This window comes from Mangrovivirga halotolerans (genome assembly GCF_026241165.1).
In the GTDB taxonomy this organism is placed as follows: Bacteria; Bacteroidota; Bacteroidia; order Cytophagales; family Cyclobacteriaceae; genus Mangrovivirga; species Mangrovivirga halotolerans.
In genome coordinates, this window is record NZ_JAPFQN010000006.1 from 260,553 (window position 1) to 275,342 (window position 14,790).

Below are 14,790 nucleotides of genomic sequence, written 5' to 3' on the forward strand. Positions count from 1 at the left end.
ATTAACCTGTACCGAAACAAATAAGTTGCAAACTTACAATAAAAATAAAAAAAGCCCGATTAACGGGCTTTCTGATTTCATTAATTTCTTATTTACTGACTAACAGGTTCTTTTAATAAGACATTCCCGGTCATTTCTTCAGGGATATTGAGGTCCATTAGTGTTAAAATTGTAGGAGCGAGATCTCCTAGCTTACCATCTTTCATCTTAAGAGGAGATTTACTCACATGAATAGATGGAACCAGATTAGTAGTATGAGCTGTATTAGGAGATCCATCATCATTGATCATGAAATCGCTATTTCCATGGTCAGCAATAATAATAGAGTCATAACCATGTTCAAGACCAGCTTCAGCCACTTCTTTCGCACATTGATCAACGGTTTCACATGCCTTTACCGCTGCATCAAAATCACCAGTATGACCTACCATATCCGGGTTGGCAAAATTCAGGCAAATAAAGTCCGTTTCTTCGTTTTTGATCTCTTTAACAATAGCATCAGTAATTTCTCTTGCACTCATTTCAGGCTGCATATCATATGTAGCTACCTTTGGAGAAGGAATTAATATTCGTTTTTCGCCATCAAATTCTTTTTCCCTACCTCCTGAGAAGAAAAATGTAACATGGGGATATTTTTCTGTTTCAGCAATACGAATTTGTTTTTTGCCCTGATCAGCCAGTGTCTCACCAAGGGTATTTTTAAGATTATCCTTTTCAAATACCACACGAACGCCTTCAAAAGTATCGTCGTAACGGGTCATCGTTACATAATGTAAATCAAGCTTGTGCATATTTTGTTCAGGAAAATCCTGCTGAGTAAGAGCCATGGTGATCTCACGACCTCTGTCAGTTCTGAAATTGAAACAGATAACAACATCGCCATCCTCAATAACAGCTTTCGGATTGGATCCATTTTCTGAGGCTATGATCGGTTTAACAAACTCATCCGTAACGCCATCTTCATATGATTCTTTCAAGGCTGCCAAAGGATCTTTCGTAATTTTCCCTTCTCCTTTAACCATCGCATCATATGCCAGCTTGACACGCTCCCATCTCTTATCCCGATCCATAGCGTAGTAGCGACCAATTATTGAAGCAAGTTCACCAGAAGTATCAGATAAGTGGTTTTGAAGATCTTTTAAGAATCCTGCACCGCTTTTCGGATCGGTATCCCGACCATCAGTAAAGGCATGGACAAAAACGTCCTCCAAACCATATTCGTCAGCATAACTGATAAGTCCTTTCAAATGGTTGATATGTGAATGAACTCCACCATCAGACACCAATCCGATCAAATGAACTTTTTTATTATTTTTCTTAGCATAATCGTATGCCTCATTTAATACGTCGTTTTCTTTGATTTCGCCTTCTTCTATAGCACGATTGATCTTTACAAGGTCTTGATAGACAACTCTTCCGGCACCAATATTCATGTGACCAACTTCAGAATTACCCATTTGCCCTTCCGGCAATCCTACTGCCATTCCGGAAGCATCCAATTTAGAATGTGGATATTTTTCAAAGGCACTATCCATAAAAGGTGTATTTGCCTTAGCAATTGCAGACACTTCTGGTTTTGTTCCCAGTCCCCAGCCGTCGAGAATCATCAGGATAACTTTTCTCATATCAGTAGATTATATTTATTTTTAATGTAAATTTAGCAATTCAGATTCAGCAATTTTAATTTAATAATGCCAAATTCCTTAGTTCTATTTGTTTTTTGCAACTAACTGGCATAGTTTTAGCTGAATTATGAAGATGACAATATTTTTAAAATTTCATGTTTAAAATTAAACATCTTTTTTACGGAATGGTGTTATTTTTTGCTGCTTCAAATGCGATAGCTCAAAACGGTGCGGCGTTAAATAACATACAGGAAGCCATTAAAATTGGATCTTCGAGAGAGTTGGCAAAATATCTCAGCAATAATGTCGAAATCAATTTTGATAACGAAAGCGCTATATATTCTCAAAATCAGGCTGAGTTTGTGCTCAAGGAGTTTTTTATGAAATATCCTCCCAGGGATTTTCAGGTTAGTCACCAGGGCTCTTCAAGCAAAGGTCAATTACGATATGCAATCGGAAAATATATTTGCGAGGACACAAGCTTTGTGGTCCTTATACGCATGAAAAATATAGATGGAGAATATATTGTGATAAACCTGACATTCAACAAAGAATGATGGACTACCTTACAAAAGAATCAATTAATAATTTCATATCCTCTGCCCTAAAAGAAGATGTAGGCAATGGCGATCACAGCACTCTTGCCAGTGTTCCTAAAGAGGCAAAAGGAAAAGCTCAGCTAATCGTAAAAAATGATGGCATAATTGCCGGTGTAGAAATGGCCAGGCAGATATTTAAGTTTTTTGATGATGATCTTATCATGCATGCCCAGGTTGATGATGGCGCTCCTGTTAAGATAGGTGACATTGCTTTTACTATTGAAGGTAATGCCAGGTCGATTCTAACGACAGAAAGACTTGTATTAAACTGTATGCAAAGAATGAGTGGAATTGCTACATATACAAGAGACCTCAATGATCTTATATCTCATACTGAAGCCAAGCTGTTAGATACCCGTAAAACAACCCCGAATTTCAGACTTTGTGAAAAATGGGCTGTCGTAATTGGCGGTGGGAAAAATCACCGCTTCGGTCTTTATGATATGATCATGTTAAAAGACAATCATATTGATTTCGCCGGTGGTATCGATGAAGCAATTATTGCGACGAAAAATTATTTGAGCAAAAAGGGTCTGAATCTTAAGATTGAAGTTGAAACCCGTAACCTTGATGAGGTACAACAAGTTTTACATCATGAAGGAATATACTCCATTCTGCTTGATAACATGAGCCCGTCAGAATTAAAAGAAGCTGTGAGCCTGATCGATGGCAAAGTAGTTACTGAAGCTTCGGGTGGTATTACAGAAAAAACTATTTCTGAAATAGCTGAAAGTGGAGTTGATTTTATTTCTGTTGGTGCTCTGACCCATTCTGCGGGCAGTCTGGACTTAAGTTTAAAAGCTGTCGATGAGTAAAAGATCTAACAGAAATCTGATTACAGTATTAATAAATGCTTTACTGGTCACTGTAATGATAATTTTCTTTTTTTACCAATGTGTAGGATAACCAGGTGAATTAAGAACCCAACTCATTATTTTATCAACTAATAGAATGGAAAAAAGCCATTATTTAGCTAGTTTTGCCATCCGTTAAAGAGTAATATTCAAAATGTTAATAAGAACAAGGAAATACCAATTACCAACCAACACTTATATCAAGTTGGGAATGGTTAATGTATTGAAAGAACAATGGTGGGTATTTTTGATCTATCTCGCCATTAATGCCGGAGCATTAATCTGGCCTTCATGGTGGTGGTTTATAGGCTCAACTATTGCCTTAGTGCTTTATTTGTTATTCTGGTTAATACAGTTTGCCGGTTTAACTCAGCATGAGCAAGGAAAAATGCTTTTTGAAAAATTAAGCTATGAGATCACCTCACAACAAATCCTTGTGAAGATCAGTACTAAGCAAGGAATGCCAATCAAATGGGATATGCTTAAAAAAGCGGAGAAGAAAAAAGATTCTTTTGTCTTATTCGTTAATAAAGCTCAGATCATCCACTGGCCATTTAAGTTGTTCAAATCCGAAGGTGAAATAAAATTCATCGAGGCAATACTAAAAAGAAAGAATTTAATTAAATAAATTAACCGGGTAACACCCGGTTTTTTTATGGCTGAACGAATATTTCTTTTTTTACTCGGACTTTTACTTGCCAGCCCTGGCTTGCTGACTATTTATATTGTTCGCAAAAATCCCCGGGCATTTATTAGGGAAGGATTTACAGCTTATTTAAAATTGATCCTGATAATAGCAGGTTTTGCCCTGATGATTATTTCTATTTTCGGATACTTTGCTCTGTAATTATGACCGATCTTATTATCAAAGAAGCTCTTATCAAATATTCAAAATACTGTACCTATCGGGAGGTATGTGGTTCAGACTTAAAAAAGAAAATCCTGAATGACAAAAAGTTGCAAGTCACATTGACCGAGGCAGAAAAGATTATTGATAAATTAACAGATGAAGGCTTTATAAATGAAGAGCGATTTGCCTCTGCTTTTGTTAATGATCATTTCAAATTTAACAAATGGGGTAAAATCAAAATACGTTATCAATTACGATCTAAGGGAATTGCTGAAGATCACATTCAATCAGCCCTTAACTCCATTCCAGCTGCCGATTACAAAGACATATTGAAAGAACTCGCTGTAAATAAATGGGACAAACTAGAATCTGAGGACGATATACATAAAAGAAAGATGAAATGTGCGAATTACCTTTCTTCTAGAGGGTTTGAATCTGATTTGATCTTTAGTGAATTAGAAAAACTTTAAATAATGTGTACTGTAAGTTTTGTTAAAGCATCCGAAGGAGTAGAAATCACCAGCAACAGAGATGAAACCACATTAAGGTCAAATGCCATGGCCCCTGCAACCTATATTTATAAAAAGAAAGAGTTAATTTTCCCCAAAGACCCACAGGGTGGTGGTTCATGGATTGGGGGTAATAAGCAAGGAAGAATGGCTTGTCTTTTAAACGGTGCTTTTGACTATCATCATCATCGTCCACCTTACCGGCATAGTAGAGGCTTAGTACTGTTAGATGCTTTAGCAACTGAAGATAAAGATGATTTTATAAATAATTATGACCTCAATAATATCGAGCCTTTCACGCTGATAATATATCAAAATGATACTTTAACAGAATTACGCTGGGACGAAAGAAAAAAGCACATCAAAAAACTTGACCCTGATAAAACACATTTATGGGCTTCAGCTACATTATATGGGCCGGAGATTGTTCAAAAAAGAAAAGAATGGTTTCGAAAATGGGAGAAAGAAAACGAAATATCTGCTCCATATAGTGTTCGGGATTTCCATTATCATGCAGGAGAAGGAGACCCTGAAAACGATGTAGTCATGAAAAGAGGCTCTTATTTACAAACTGTCAGCGTCACCTCAATGAGGCTGGATGATGTAAAAATAAAATTAATACATGATGATCTTGTTGGGAACAATTCTGGAGATGCAGAATTATTTACCGATATCAGCAAATGATTGTTGGGCAAGTACTAAATCGATATCTTCACATTTATGGAATTCCTTTCCTCTTATAAAGACGGTTTTAATTTTGTGAGCAAGCTAACACCTTCAAAAATTATCAATGGTTTGAAGGTGATGGGAAGTTATTACCGATCGAGGTGGACAGGAAAGGTGAATCATAAAGGCTTACCTGTTTCGATGAGTGTTGAGCCTACTACAGCCTGTAATTTGCGTTGTCCGGAATGCCCAAGCGGCTTGCGCTCTTTCACAAGAGATACCGGTGCACTTACACTGGACACATTTAAATCACTTATAGAAGAGTTAAAAGATCAATTAACCTACTTGCTATTATATTTTCAGGGTGAACCTTATCTCAATAAAAACTTTTTTGATATGGTTAAAATAGCCTCAAAAAACAAAATATATACAGCAACAAGTACCAACGCCCACTATTTGACCCCTGAAAATGCAGAAAAAACTGTTAGGTCAGGGATTGACAGGGTCATCATTAGTATTGACGGCACCACTCAGGAAGTATATCAGCAGTACAGAGTAGGAGGCAAACTGGAAAAGGTTATTGAAGGAACAAAAAACCTGGTCAATGCCCGAAAAAAATTACAATCGAAAACTCCCTTTATTATTTTTCAATTTCTGGTAGTACGACCAAATGAACATCAGATAGATGATATAAAGAAGCTTGCTAAAAAATTAAAAGTTGACAAGGTTGCATTCAAATCCGCTCAGATCTACAACTATAAAAATGGTTCACCTCTAATCCCTGAAAATGAAAAATATAGTCGATATAAGAAGCAAAACGATAATACTTACAGATTAAAATCAGAACCAGATGACAGTTGCTGGAAAATGTGGCACAGCTGTGTTATGACATGGGATGGAAAGATCGTTCCTTGTTGCTTCGATAAAGATGCACACCATAATATGGGATCAATTTCTGACCAGCCTTTTAAGAAAATATGGCATAGTAAACCCTACAATGCATTTAGAACACAGCTATTTGAATCCCGTGATCAAATCGAAATATGTAAAAACTGTTCAGAAGGCAGTAAGGTATGGGTTTAAACTTTTATCTGAAGACCTTCCCTCTTAGTGGTAATCAAGTAAATATAAAAAGACCTTAAAATTGAAATTAAAATAACAGGAAGGAAAGCCGGGTGAAACCATTGCGGTAAAATACCCCAGAATAAAACTAAAAAGATCATCAGCCAACCATGAACTAAGAAATATCTCCTCAGGTAGACAGAATAATTCTTTTTTAATAAAAGAATAGCGAAGACAAGGTGAGTTGGCCATGCCCATAATAAATTAAAATTATTTTCTGCTGCGCTATGATCTGTAAAAAACCAGAGCAATGTTAAAAGCAGTCCTATAGCTCCAACAACAAAGTACCATATCACATCGATCGCTTTAATCCAACGATAATTCTTATATCCAATGAGGGTAATAATAAATATTATACCAAAAACGGCCCAAAAAACTACCATTGGAGTGAAAGGGCCTGGCTTTTCCGCTATAGCCTGGGCCTCATTACGAGAATAATGAATGATGAGGTCTTCTTTAATTGCAAGTGGCCGACCCGAAACCTTTGTGTTAAGAAATGATTTTTCCACATATTCCGGTAGATATGTATACTCTCTAGGAGTCATTTTTTTATCGATAGGTAATCCAAGACATAAATTAATACCAAGACTACCCCATGGCTGCCAGCCTAACAACTGATTAGTACTTTCCCTGAAACTTAGATTGCTATCTATAAAAGACCAATCTGTAGACATGTCCTCACCAAGTACCTGGTCAAAAACATCATATACTTTTGTTGCGCAATTATTATAATAATAATCGTAATAATAATTTTGGTTTTCCGGGCGGATATTATTTTTTAGATATTGATGTATTGCTTCTGCCTGCTCGATAGTTAGATTAAGAGGTAATTCTTTTACAGTCCTGTTTTCTTTGGTGCTATAATGATTTACATAAGCTGGAAATGATGCACCCCCGAGTTTGTACAAAAGATAACCCCGGGCAAAATTCAAGTAGAAGTTGGGTTGATTAAAGTCAAAGATTCCATAGTTATACATAAAATCTATTCCTCGGGCAGGGTCATAAACCCTTATACCTGAGTGACCAAAAGCAGCATATAATTCTCTTTGTCCTGGTTCAATCGTTATTAAGCTTATCTTAGCTTCGTCACTAAGATCCCTGACTTGTGTAAATAATGCCTGAGAAGATAAAAATAAGGCAAACAGGGAAAAAATTATTTTATTCATTCTTGCCAGTATTTTCTTATAGTTTCAAGGATTTCAGGATGCACTGTGTTTGCAGCTACAATCTCACGTCCAAAAACGTAATCACTTCCTCCTGAGAAATCTGATACTGTTCCTCCCGCCTCACAAACAATAAGGGCTCCGGCAGCAACATCCCAGGGTTGTAAATTATATTCAAAAAAACCTTCAAACCTGCCGCAAGCTACATAAGCCAGGTCAATAGCGGCACTTCCCATTCTTCTAACTCCATGTGAATTTCTCATAAACGATTTCAGGATCTCGATATAATCATCCATTTTACCGAAATCATAATAAGGAAATCCTGTCGCTATAAGAGAATTATCCAGATCAGGAACCCTTGACACCGAAATAGGTTCATCGTTGAGAAAAGCACCCTGATCTTTAATCGCATGAAAGAACTCATCCATTGATGGTTCATATATGAAACCTGCGAGGATTTCTTCATCTTCCATTAAAGCTACACTAACACAGTATACAGGAAGTCCATGGGTGAAATTAGTTGTACCATCTAGTGGATCAATTATCCATCGAAAGCGATGACCTTCCTTATCAATTGTTCCTTCCTCAGCAATAAAGCCAGCATCGGGTATCAGCTCCATCAATTTTTCCACAAGCTGCTTTTCTGCTTCTTTATCAACATAAGAAACAAGGTCATTAAAACCCTTCTTCTCAATATCTTCGATCTTAAAATTTTTCGACTCTTCTAAAATAAATTGACCGACATCACTAATGATAATTTTACATTGTTCGATCAGATTACTATCTACCTGCATTAATTTTTACCTTGGATGATTACCACAAATTCACCTTTTACTTTGGATGCATTTTCCGTAAAGTAGTCAGTTACTTCTTCTAAACTCCCGTTAATTGTTTCTTCAAACTTTTTTGTTAGCTCCCGGCTGACAGAGACAATTCGGTCTTCTCCACATTCTTCTGATAAGGCAGTTAGCAATTTGATAAGCCTGTGTGGAGATTCATATAAAACAACAGTTCTTTCCTCTCCGGCAATATATTTAATTCTAGTTTGACGTCCTTTCTTTTGAGGTAAAAACCCTTCAAAACAAAATTTATCAGAAGGTATACCAGATTTAACAAGTGCCGGGATAAAAGCAGTGGCTCCTGGAAGGCATTCAATTTTGATATTTTCATTCATGCATTCACGAGCTAAGAGAAAGCCGGGATCTGATATTCCCGGTGTACCTGCGTCGGTTATCAAAGCAAATATTTTACCTTCTTTCATTTGCTCAATAATATTCCCCAAAGCTCTGTGCTCATTATGAGCATGAAAGCTTTTCATTGGGGTATTGATCTCGTAATGAGAAAGAAGTTTGCCACTTGTACGAGTATCCTCCGCCAGGATAATATCCACTTCCTTTAAAATTCTAATCGCTCTTAAAGTAATATCTTCCAGATTACCAATCGGAGTTGGAACCAGGAATAATTGAGTCGAAGAAATTTCTTCCATTAAACCAATTTATCTATTGCATCAGCTAAATCCCTGTCTTTTTCAGTAATAACGTTACCTTCATCATGTGTAGTTAATTCAATGGTAACCTTATTGTATACATTACTCCAGTTTGGGTGATGTTGTCGTTTTTCAGCTTCAAGTGCTACACTTGACATAAAGCCGAAGGCTTGAACAAAATTATCAAACTCGAATGTTCTTGTTAGTTTATTGTCTTGTTCTTTCCACATATTTTAATTTATTTATGGTTGATAATTAATTAATTAGCCTATTTTAATTTATTGTTTTATAAATTAGGTAAACTTTTTAACTCTTCAGTGTTTTAAAGTTATAAAAAGGAGCATAGAATGTCTCAACCACTATCAAATATTGACAAAAACGAATTTAATCATGTTAAACAAGCATATTATAATATATATGCTTTTGTAAAAAGCTATTACGAAGATAATAATTCATATAAAGCTTGTATTGATAAATGGGGAGAACAATTGCACATTCCGGATAACGCTTTGGAGGAAAGAGAAAACATTGACTTCAAAAAACCATCTGACAAACTCTATGCACTTGAAGAAATTTATGATATCGTTTATATGATCTACCTTGATGGTGTAGTTGAAGATGTAGAACTCTCACTTACCATAAAATTTGCTGAAAAACTAGGGTTTGAAAAACACGTTGTCGGAGATTTACTAAAGGCAATTGTTACGGCTCCTTACGATGGCATTCCTAAAGAGGAAGTAAGAAATGAACTTACCACCTATCTTAAGCAAATACTTGAAGAGTAGTTTAATTATAAAGAAATAATCCCTTCTATTTCCGCAGCTTTTAAATATACGTTTATAATGTCATCACTGGATGGTGTCATAATATCAGCAGTGATGCTAACATAGTTTCCCTTCTTAGAAGGTTTGGTAACCACTTCAGTTTTAGGAAATAAAGCCTTTACTTCATCCAACTTATCAGAAGGAACGATAAACTTATATTTATATAAAGCGGGCCACTGATAGCTGGCATCAAGTTGATCTTTAAACTTTTTTATGTCTAATTCCTTTTTACTAGTCATAATCACTCCTCTTTAGTGCAGTAAAGTTACAAAAAAAGCCATGAGTGAATACCCATGGCTTTAATTCAATTTATGTTTTTTTAGAAAAACTTATATCTCAGATCTTCGATGTCAGCTGTTTCTTCAAGAACAACATTTAAGTCACCTGCAATCTGACTTTGCTTTCTTTGTAATAACTCATTTTTAATTGCTGTGTAGTCTGCAATTTCCGGAGCTTCAGATTTATTGGTCACTTCCACAACAATCACTCCTCTTTCCTCTTCTATAGGCTGGCTTCTTTCTCCGGTTTTAAGACCAAATGCAACTCCGACAGCTTTTGGAGATGCACCAACCGTCGTTCCAATACTAGAAGAAGTTAATTTAAGATCAGCTGTTGAATAAACTTCCCCATCTTCTCCAAAAAGATTAGCAAGTTCTTCTAAAGAACCTGTTTTACCTTCAAGCATAGATTTGATCTTTGCCGCTTTCTTCTGGTTCTTCACTTTAGTTGTTACTACAGGTCTTACATCAGATACCTCCGCAATACCAGCTTCTCTTTCACCCGTCATTACAGCAACAACGAATTTAGTTTCAAAATCAAAAACATCAGATACTTTCCCGGTTTCTGCTTCATTATATAACCAGGTAACCAAACCTCTGCTGTTTGTAATTCCTTTAATAGTTCGAGATTGTGCTAATACATCATTGTCATTAAATACACTTATTCCTTCCTCACTTGCTTTATCTTCGAATGACTTAGCATTATTTACTTCAGCCTGGAACCTTGCAGCCTCTCTGTAAATATTGTTATATGTCTGCTTGCTAGGAACTAATTCCTTAGTCACATTAGCAATTTTATATAAAGTTTTTGTTTTAGATTCATCAACTTTTATAATGTGAAATCCTATTTCAGATTCAACTACTTTAGGAACAATCCCTGTTCCGCTGAAATTGAATAACTCATTGCTGAATTCTTCAAGTCTGATCTGACCTTCTTTAATCCACCCAAGTTGTCCACCCTGATTTTTAGTTTGCTGGTCATCGCTATGAGCAGCAACCAGAGATGCAAAGTTTTCTCCTTCTAAAGCCTTAGCTAATACTTCCTCTGCTTTTTCCTTTAATTCATCATTTTGAACTGAATCGGCTCCGGTTTTCTTTTCAAACAAAATGTGCGAAGCCTTCACTGAATAGGCAGTATCTTCTGCAACATCTGAGAATTTGTAGATAACCATTGAGTTGCCTTTTTGAATTGGCCCGATGATTCCACCTGCTCTTAAACCAGGAATAGTATCCTGTAGCTCCTGTGGTAATTCATGATATCTTAAAGATGCGTAAGGAATTCTCGCTTCTGAAACTGCTGCTGCAATAAGTGAATCTGGTGTTGATGAAGACCTAAGATCCTCAAGAGCCTGATCCATTGTTTCCCTAACAACCGCGGAATCCTTTGAAGAAGGAACCACATCAAAAGAAACATACTTTAATGAACGAGCTCTTTCCACCTGGAACATTTCTTCATTCTCATTTATATATGCTTGTAACTCATCATCTGTTGGCTCCTCTATTTCCGAATCAGGAATAGCAAGGTATGGCACATATAAATAGTCAGCTTCAACTACACTGTTATTGTTTTTATAATAATTTTTAGCTGCTGGCGTAGATACAAAAGCAGATCCAATAAAGAAATTATCATATTTAACTCTTTGTCTGGCATCCCTGATTGATTTTTCAATCATTAACCACTGCTGATATTGAGCAGAGTTTATATCCTGTTCCTTTAATGAGTTAAGATATTGCTGAACAAAAGCCTTATCAAACTGTCCAGTCTGAGGATTGGTAAAGTACTGTCTGATTTCAGGGCTAATATTTTGTCCCTGAACAGCATCTTTCAATTCTTCATCAGTTACAGTAATTCCAAGATCTTCAAATTGTTCATTGAACAATACTGTGTTGATCATGCTTTGCCAAGCAGTATTTCTTAAAGAATATCGCTGAGCTTCATTGAGGCCCATTCCGCCATATTGCATTTGCTCTAACTGGTCGACTCTTGCAGTAAACTCATCAACGCTAATATCTTTTCCGTTAACTGTTCCTACAACCCTTTCATTACCCGACCCAAAAATTCCTGTTTGCTGATTGAATAAATCAGTTAGAATAAATGCTAACAGGGCCAGTCCAATTACTACCAACAAAAGGGTAGCCATCCGCTGTCTCAAAGTATTAATAATTCCCGCCATTCGTATGAGTTATTTGGTCTTTTTTAATATATAAGATTTTTCCAAAATCGTGCAAAGCTAACCAAAAGCAGCCTTATAACAAAAAATAAACTTCTATTTAGCTCTCTCTTTCAGAATTTTTAACTTCTAATTCTACAGTATCGATTCTGGCTTCCTCAATAGTTTTTATTGTTATTTTAAAAAATTCATTCTCAATCACCTGACCCTCCTCCGGAATATCCTCTGTTATCGAAAGAATATATCCTCCAAGAGTGTCGTAATCACCTTCAGGAATTGGCCACTCGTGTCGATCGATTAGATCATCAATTTCATGTCTTGCACTTAATAAATAAGTGCGGTCATCGATCTTTCTTTCAAGCCAGTCTTCCTCGTCGTGCTCATCCTGAATATCGCCGAATATCTCTTCGATGATATCTTCTATTGTCACAATGCCCGAAGTTCCTCCAAACTCATCAACCACCAGAGCCATACTTTTATGCTCATTGATAAACTGAATTAATAATTCATTAGCCTGCATGGTTTCCGGGACGATCATAATAGGGTTTAATATCTGTTCCAGATCTTTTGGTTTTTTAAAGAGTTCCATTGAATGGCAATACCCTTTGATGTCATCGATAGACTCCTTATAAACCAATATTTTCGAATGCCCGCTATCAATAAAAGATTTCCTGACTTCCTCAATATCTACATCGTCCATATCGATTGCCACGATTTCAGTTCGCGGCACCATACATTCTCTTACCTTTACAGTTTTAAAATCAAGTGCATTGGTAAGTATTTTAGTATTTACCTCGACTTTTACGTCATTATCATTCGACTCTAATGTTTCCTTGACATAGTACTCCAGATCATTCAATCCGAAAGCAGGACGATCTTCTGCATAATTTAGTCTGAACAATTTATTGATAACAAACCTGGATAAAATCTCAATAGGATATACAAACAATAATAAAATGTGATAAAGTATATTCATTATTGGCGCAAAAAATGACAATAAAGCATTTGGATTGACCAGAAATATACTTTTAGGAAGAAATTCTGCTATTGCTAAAACTAATAGAGTAGAAATACCTGTTTGAATGATAAGTGTCACCACTTCATTGTCAACATAACCAGGAAGCCATTCATGAATTACCGGCAACAAAATCTTAGCCATGAAAATGCCATATACTACCAGTGCAATGGTATTTCCTGTTAATGTTGTGGCGATGAACAAGGACGGTCTTTTAGTAATATTTCGTAACGCCCGGGCTGTTATACCTGTATCGTTCTTACCAAGTTCCAGATGTAATTTATTTGCTGAAATAAATGCAATCTCTATTCCACTGAATAAAGCTGAAAACAACAAACTGATAATTATAATGATTACTTCAGTACTCATTTTAAAATTTTTGCCTTTCAATTGGCATGGTCATGCATCGTGGGCCACCGAGCCCCCTGCTTAATTCACTACTGCTTATTTCTAACACTTCCACGCCCGCATGTCTCAATGCACGGTTAGTGTGTATGTTTCTATTATACGAAATTACTCTTCTAGGTCCAATTGCAAAAACATTTGCCCCATCAAACCATTGCTCCCTTCTTGCATAGTCAGGATTACCATCGCCGGTTTCAACTACTTCCAGATGATCGATCTCATTTTGTAAGACTTTCAATATTGAATCATTGATTTCTTCTTTGTGAAGACTTACGTTTCCTTCAGAATCGACTTCATCTAACCTGTATACATTAGTTTGAAGTACTGATTGCATTGCATCCGGGTAAGTCACTACAAGGTTCTCGTCGATTATAGTAAAGACTGTATCCAGATGCATGCAGTTCCTTACCTTGGGAAGATGTACCTCATAAACCCGCTCAACTCCACCTTTCTTTAGCACCTGCCTGGCAACTGCCTCGATTGCTTTCGTATCGGTCCTTTCAGAATGGCCGATGGCTAACGCTTTATCTGAAAGAACGATTACATCCCCTCCTTCAATGCAAGTATTCACTCCCTCCCCGGTATCCAGAAAATCAACTCTCCCTTTAAAAAGATCGTGATTTTCAAAGATTGTTCTAAGTAACTTAGATTCTCTTTGTCTACCCGGAAATTTCATTTTACTGCTTATTACACCGGTTTGTACCACTGCAGCAGGATCACGCATAAAATAAAGATTCGGATTAGGTTTGATGAGATAATCGTAATCATCAAACTTATCGAGAACCTTATGTTGATATTTTCTTTTTAACTCGTTTACTTTTATTCCATGAAGTAGAATACCAGCGCATTCCGAAGTGCTATATCTGGCAATAAATTCCTCTGAGTGTTCCTCGATACCACTACCGTTCAAAGCATCAGTTATAGCCTCTAAAAGTAAATTATCATCGATAAGCACATCGATCAATAACTCATGCAATCGATACACTTGCGCACCTGCTGCTTGCTTTATTAAAACAGTAAATTCATCATGCTCCTTTTGCATTTGTTGTAAAAAAGGAACATCATCAAAAAGTAGTTCAGATTTATTGTATGGAGTAAGCCGGTCAATTTCTTTTCCCGGCCTGTGCATAATTACAGATTTTAACGTTCCAAACTCGGAATGTAGCGCAACTCTATCTTCAGGCATATATCTTCGATTTTGCGCTAATTTAATGAAACAAGAT

General features: G+C 36.4%; 17 protein-coding genes. 8 read left to right on the plus strand and 9 right to left on the minus strand.

Translation table 11 applies throughout. The features are described from left to right. Positions 1-92: 92 nt before the first annotated feature. Positions 93-1,625, minus strand: coding sequence for a 2,3-bisphosphoglycerate-independent phosphoglycerate mutase (gene gpmI / locus OO013_RS11960; RefSeq protein ID WP_266057041.1), 1,533 nt, complete (start codon positions 1,623-1,625; stop codon positions 93-95). A gap of 155 nt (positions 1,626-1,780) precedes the next feature. Between gpmI and OO013_RS11965 the strand changes: the two genes are divergently transcribed. From OO013_RS11965 to OO013_RS11995, 7 genes are all read left to right on the plus strand, one after another. Then, on the plus strand, positions 1,781-2,182 hold the full coding sequence (locus OO013_RS11965; RefSeq protein WP_266057042.1) for a DUF4783 domain-containing protein: 402 nt from the start codon (positions 1,781-1,783) through the stop codon (positions 2,180-2,182). Next, positions 2,179-3,039 (plus strand): carboxylating nicotinate-nucleotide diphosphorylase, encoded by an 861-nt coding sequence (gene nadC, locus OO013_RS11970; RefSeq protein ID WP_266057043.1) that lies wholly within the window; start codon positions 2,179-2,181, stop codon positions 3,037-3,039. The genes OO013_RS11965 and nadC overlap by 4 nt, the downstream gene beginning before the upstream one ends. Positions 3,040-3,232: 193 nt before the next feature. Continuing rightward, positions 3,233-3,706, plus strand: a complete 474-nt coding sequence (locus OO013_RS11975) for a YcxB family protein (RefSeq protein ID WP_266057044.1) — start codon at positions 3,233-3,235, stop codon at positions 3,704-3,706. A 27-nt stretch (positions 3,707-3,733) separates the two neighbouring features. Beyond that, complete coding sequence (locus OO013_RS11980; protein ID WP_266057045.1) at positions 3,734-3,925, plus strand: hypothetical protein; 192 nt, start codon at positions 3,734-3,736, stop codon at positions 3,923-3,925. A 2-nt stretch (positions 3,926-3,927) separates the two neighbouring features. Further along, positions 3,928-4,398, plus strand: coding sequence for a regulatory protein RecX (locus OO013_RS11985; RefSeq protein WP_266057046.1), 471 nt, complete (start codon positions 3,928-3,930; stop codon positions 4,396-4,398). 3 nt (positions 4,399-4,401) lie between these two features. Then, positions 4,402-5,121: an NRDE family protein gene (locus OO013_RS11990; protein ID WP_266057047.1), complete on the plus strand. Its 720-nt coding sequence runs from the start codon at positions 4,402-4,404 to the stop codon at positions 5,119-5,121. A gap of 36 nt (positions 5,122-5,157) precedes the next feature. After that, positions 5,158-6,186 carry a radical SAM/SPASM domain-containing protein gene (locus OO013_RS11995; RefSeq protein ID WP_266057048.1) on the plus strand — a complete coding sequence of 343 codons (1,029 nt, stop codon included), beginning with the start codon at positions 5,158-5,160 and terminating at the stop codon, positions 6,184-6,186. Here OO013_RS11995 and OO013_RS12000 read toward each other — a convergent pair. The 4 genes from OO013_RS12000 to OO013_RS12015 are packed head-to-tail and all read right to left on the minus strand — an operon-like array spanning position 6,183 to position 9,104. Further along, a complete protein-coding gene (locus tag OO013_RS12000) occupies positions 6,183-7,391 on the minus strand; it encodes a lipoprotein N-acyltransferase Lnb domain-containing protein (RefSeq protein ID WP_266057049.1) in 1,209 nt (402 codons plus the stop codon). The genes OO013_RS11995 and OO013_RS12000 overlap by 4 nt on opposite strands. Continuing rightward, positions 7,388-8,182 carry an inositol monophosphatase family protein gene (locus tag OO013_RS12005; RefSeq protein ID WP_266057050.1) on the minus strand — a complete coding sequence of 265 codons (795 nt, stop codon included), beginning with the start codon at positions 8,180-8,182 and terminating at the stop codon, positions 7,388-7,390. Before OO013_RS12005 ends, OO013_RS12000 begins: the two co-directional genes overlap by 4 nt. After that, positions 8,182-8,874 (minus strand): 16S rRNA (cytidine(1402)-2'-O)-methyltransferase, encoded by a 693-nt coding sequence (gene rsmI, locus OO013_RS12010; protein ID WP_266057051.1) that lies wholly within the window; start codon positions 8,872-8,874, stop codon positions 8,182-8,184. Before rsmI ends, OO013_RS12005 begins: the two co-directional genes overlap by 1 nt. Next, a complete protein-coding gene (locus OO013_RS12015) occupies positions 8,874-9,104 on the minus strand; it encodes a 4a-hydroxytetrahydrobiopterin dehydratase (protein ID WP_266057052.1) in 231 nt (76 codons plus the stop codon). Before OO013_RS12015 ends, rsmI begins: the two co-directional genes overlap by 1 nt. 117 nt (positions 9,105-9,221) lie before the next feature. Here OO013_RS12015 and OO013_RS12020 point away from each other — a divergent pair, with 117 nt between their 5' ends. After that, entirely contained in the window at positions 9,222-9,659 is a 438-nt protein-coding gene (locus OO013_RS12020) for a hypothetical protein (protein ID WP_266057053.1), read from the plus strand. Positions 9,660-9,664: 5 nt separating this feature from the next. Here the strand turns inward: OO013_RS12020 and OO013_RS12025 are convergent, their stop codons facing one another. The 4 genes from OO013_RS12025 to OO013_RS12040 form a co-directional block, all read right to left on the minus strand. Next, positions 9,665-9,937: a DUF493 family protein gene (locus OO013_RS12025; protein WP_266057054.1), complete on the minus strand. Its 273-nt coding sequence runs from the start codon at positions 9,935-9,937 to the stop codon at positions 9,665-9,667. 80 nt (positions 9,938-10,017) lie between these two features. Continuing rightward, positions 10,018-12,150: a peptidylprolyl isomerase gene (locus OO013_RS12030; RefSeq protein ID WP_266057055.1), complete on the minus strand. Its 2,133-nt coding sequence runs from the start codon at positions 12,148-12,150 to the stop codon at positions 10,018-10,020. A gap of 97 nt (positions 12,151-12,247) precedes the next feature. Further along, the gene (locus OO013_RS12035; RefSeq protein ID WP_266057056.1) at positions 12,248-13,531 is read right to left on the minus strand and encodes a hemolysin family protein; all 1,284 of its coding nucleotides are present in this window, start codon (positions 13,529-13,531) and stop codon (positions 12,248-12,250) included. A 1-nt stretch (position 13,532) separates the two neighbouring features. Beyond that, the gene (locus OO013_RS12040) at positions 13,533-14,753 is read right to left on the minus strand and encodes an arginine deiminase (RefSeq protein ID WP_266057057.1); all 1,221 of its coding nucleotides are present in this window, start codon (positions 14,751-14,753) and stop codon (positions 13,533-13,535) included. Between the last annotated feature and the right edge of the window lie 37 nt (positions 14,754-14,790).

What these genes read in the sequence shown, in the direction of transcription:
- gpmI (WP_266057041.1), bottom strand. Translation starts at nt 1,625, where the DNA reads ATGAGAAAAGTTATCCTGATGATTCTCGACGGCTGGGGACTGGGAACA.
- OO013_RS11965 (WP_266057042.1), top strand. Translation starts at nt 1,781, where the DNA reads ATGTTTAAAATTAAACATCTTTTTTACGGAATGGTGTTATTTTTTGCT.
- nadC (WP_266057043.1), top strand. Translation starts at nt 2,179, where the DNA reads ATGATGGACTACCTTACAAAAGAATCAATTAATAATTTCATATCCTCT.
- OO013_RS11975 (WP_266057044.1), top strand. Translation starts at nt 3,233, where the DNA reads ATGTTAATAAGAACAAGGAAATACCAATTACCAACCAACACTTATATC.
- OO013_RS11980 (WP_266057045.1), top strand. Translation starts at nt 3,734, where the DNA reads ATGGCTGAACGAATATTTCTTTTTTTACTCGGACTTTTACTTGCCAGC.
- OO013_RS11985 (WP_266057046.1), top strand. Translation starts at nt 3,928, where the DNA reads ATGACCGATCTTATTATCAAAGAAGCTCTTATCAAATATTCAAAATAC.
- OO013_RS11990 (WP_266057047.1), top strand. Translation starts at nt 4,402, where the DNA reads ATGTGTACTGTAAGTTTTGTTAAAGCATCCGAAGGAGTAGAAATCACC.
- OO013_RS11995 (WP_266057048.1), top strand. Translation starts at nt 5,158, where the DNA reads ATGGAATTCCTTTCCTCTTATAAAGACGGTTTTAATTTTGTGAGCAAG.
- OO013_RS12000 (WP_266057049.1), bottom strand. Translation starts at nt 7,391, where the DNA reads ATGAATAAAATAATTTTTTCCCTGTTTGCCTTATTTTTATCTTCTCAG.
- OO013_RS12005 (WP_266057050.1), bottom strand. Translation starts at nt 8,182, where the DNA reads ATGCAGGTAGATAGTAATCTGATCGAACAATGTAAAATTATCATTAGT.
- rsmI (WP_266057051.1), bottom strand. Translation starts at nt 8,874, where the DNA reads ATGGAAGAAATTTCTTCGACTCAATTATTCCTGGTTCCAACTCCGATT.
- OO013_RS12015 (WP_266057052.1), bottom strand. Translation starts at nt 9,104, where the DNA reads ATGTGGAAAGAACAAGACAATAAACTAACAAGAACATTCGAGTTTGAT.
- OO013_RS12020 (WP_266057053.1), top strand. Translation starts at nt 9,222, where the DNA reads ATGTCTCAACCACTATCAAATATTGACAAAAACGAATTTAATCATGTT.
- OO013_RS12025 (WP_266057054.1), bottom strand. Translation starts at nt 9,937, where the DNA reads ATGACTAGTAAAAAGGAATTAGACATAAAAAAGTTTAAAGATCAACTT.
- OO013_RS12030 (WP_266057055.1), bottom strand. Translation starts at nt 12,150, where the DNA reads ATGGCGGGAATTATTAATACTTTGAGACAGCGGATGGCTACCCTTTTG.
- OO013_RS12035 (WP_266057056.1), bottom strand. Translation starts at nt 13,531, where the DNA reads ATGAGTACTGAAGTAATCATTATAATTATCAGTTTGTTGTTTTCAGCT.
- OO013_RS12040 (WP_266057057.1), bottom strand. Translation starts at nt 14,753, where the DNA reads ATGCCTGAAGATAGAGTTGCGCTACATTCCGAGTTTGGAACGTTAAAA.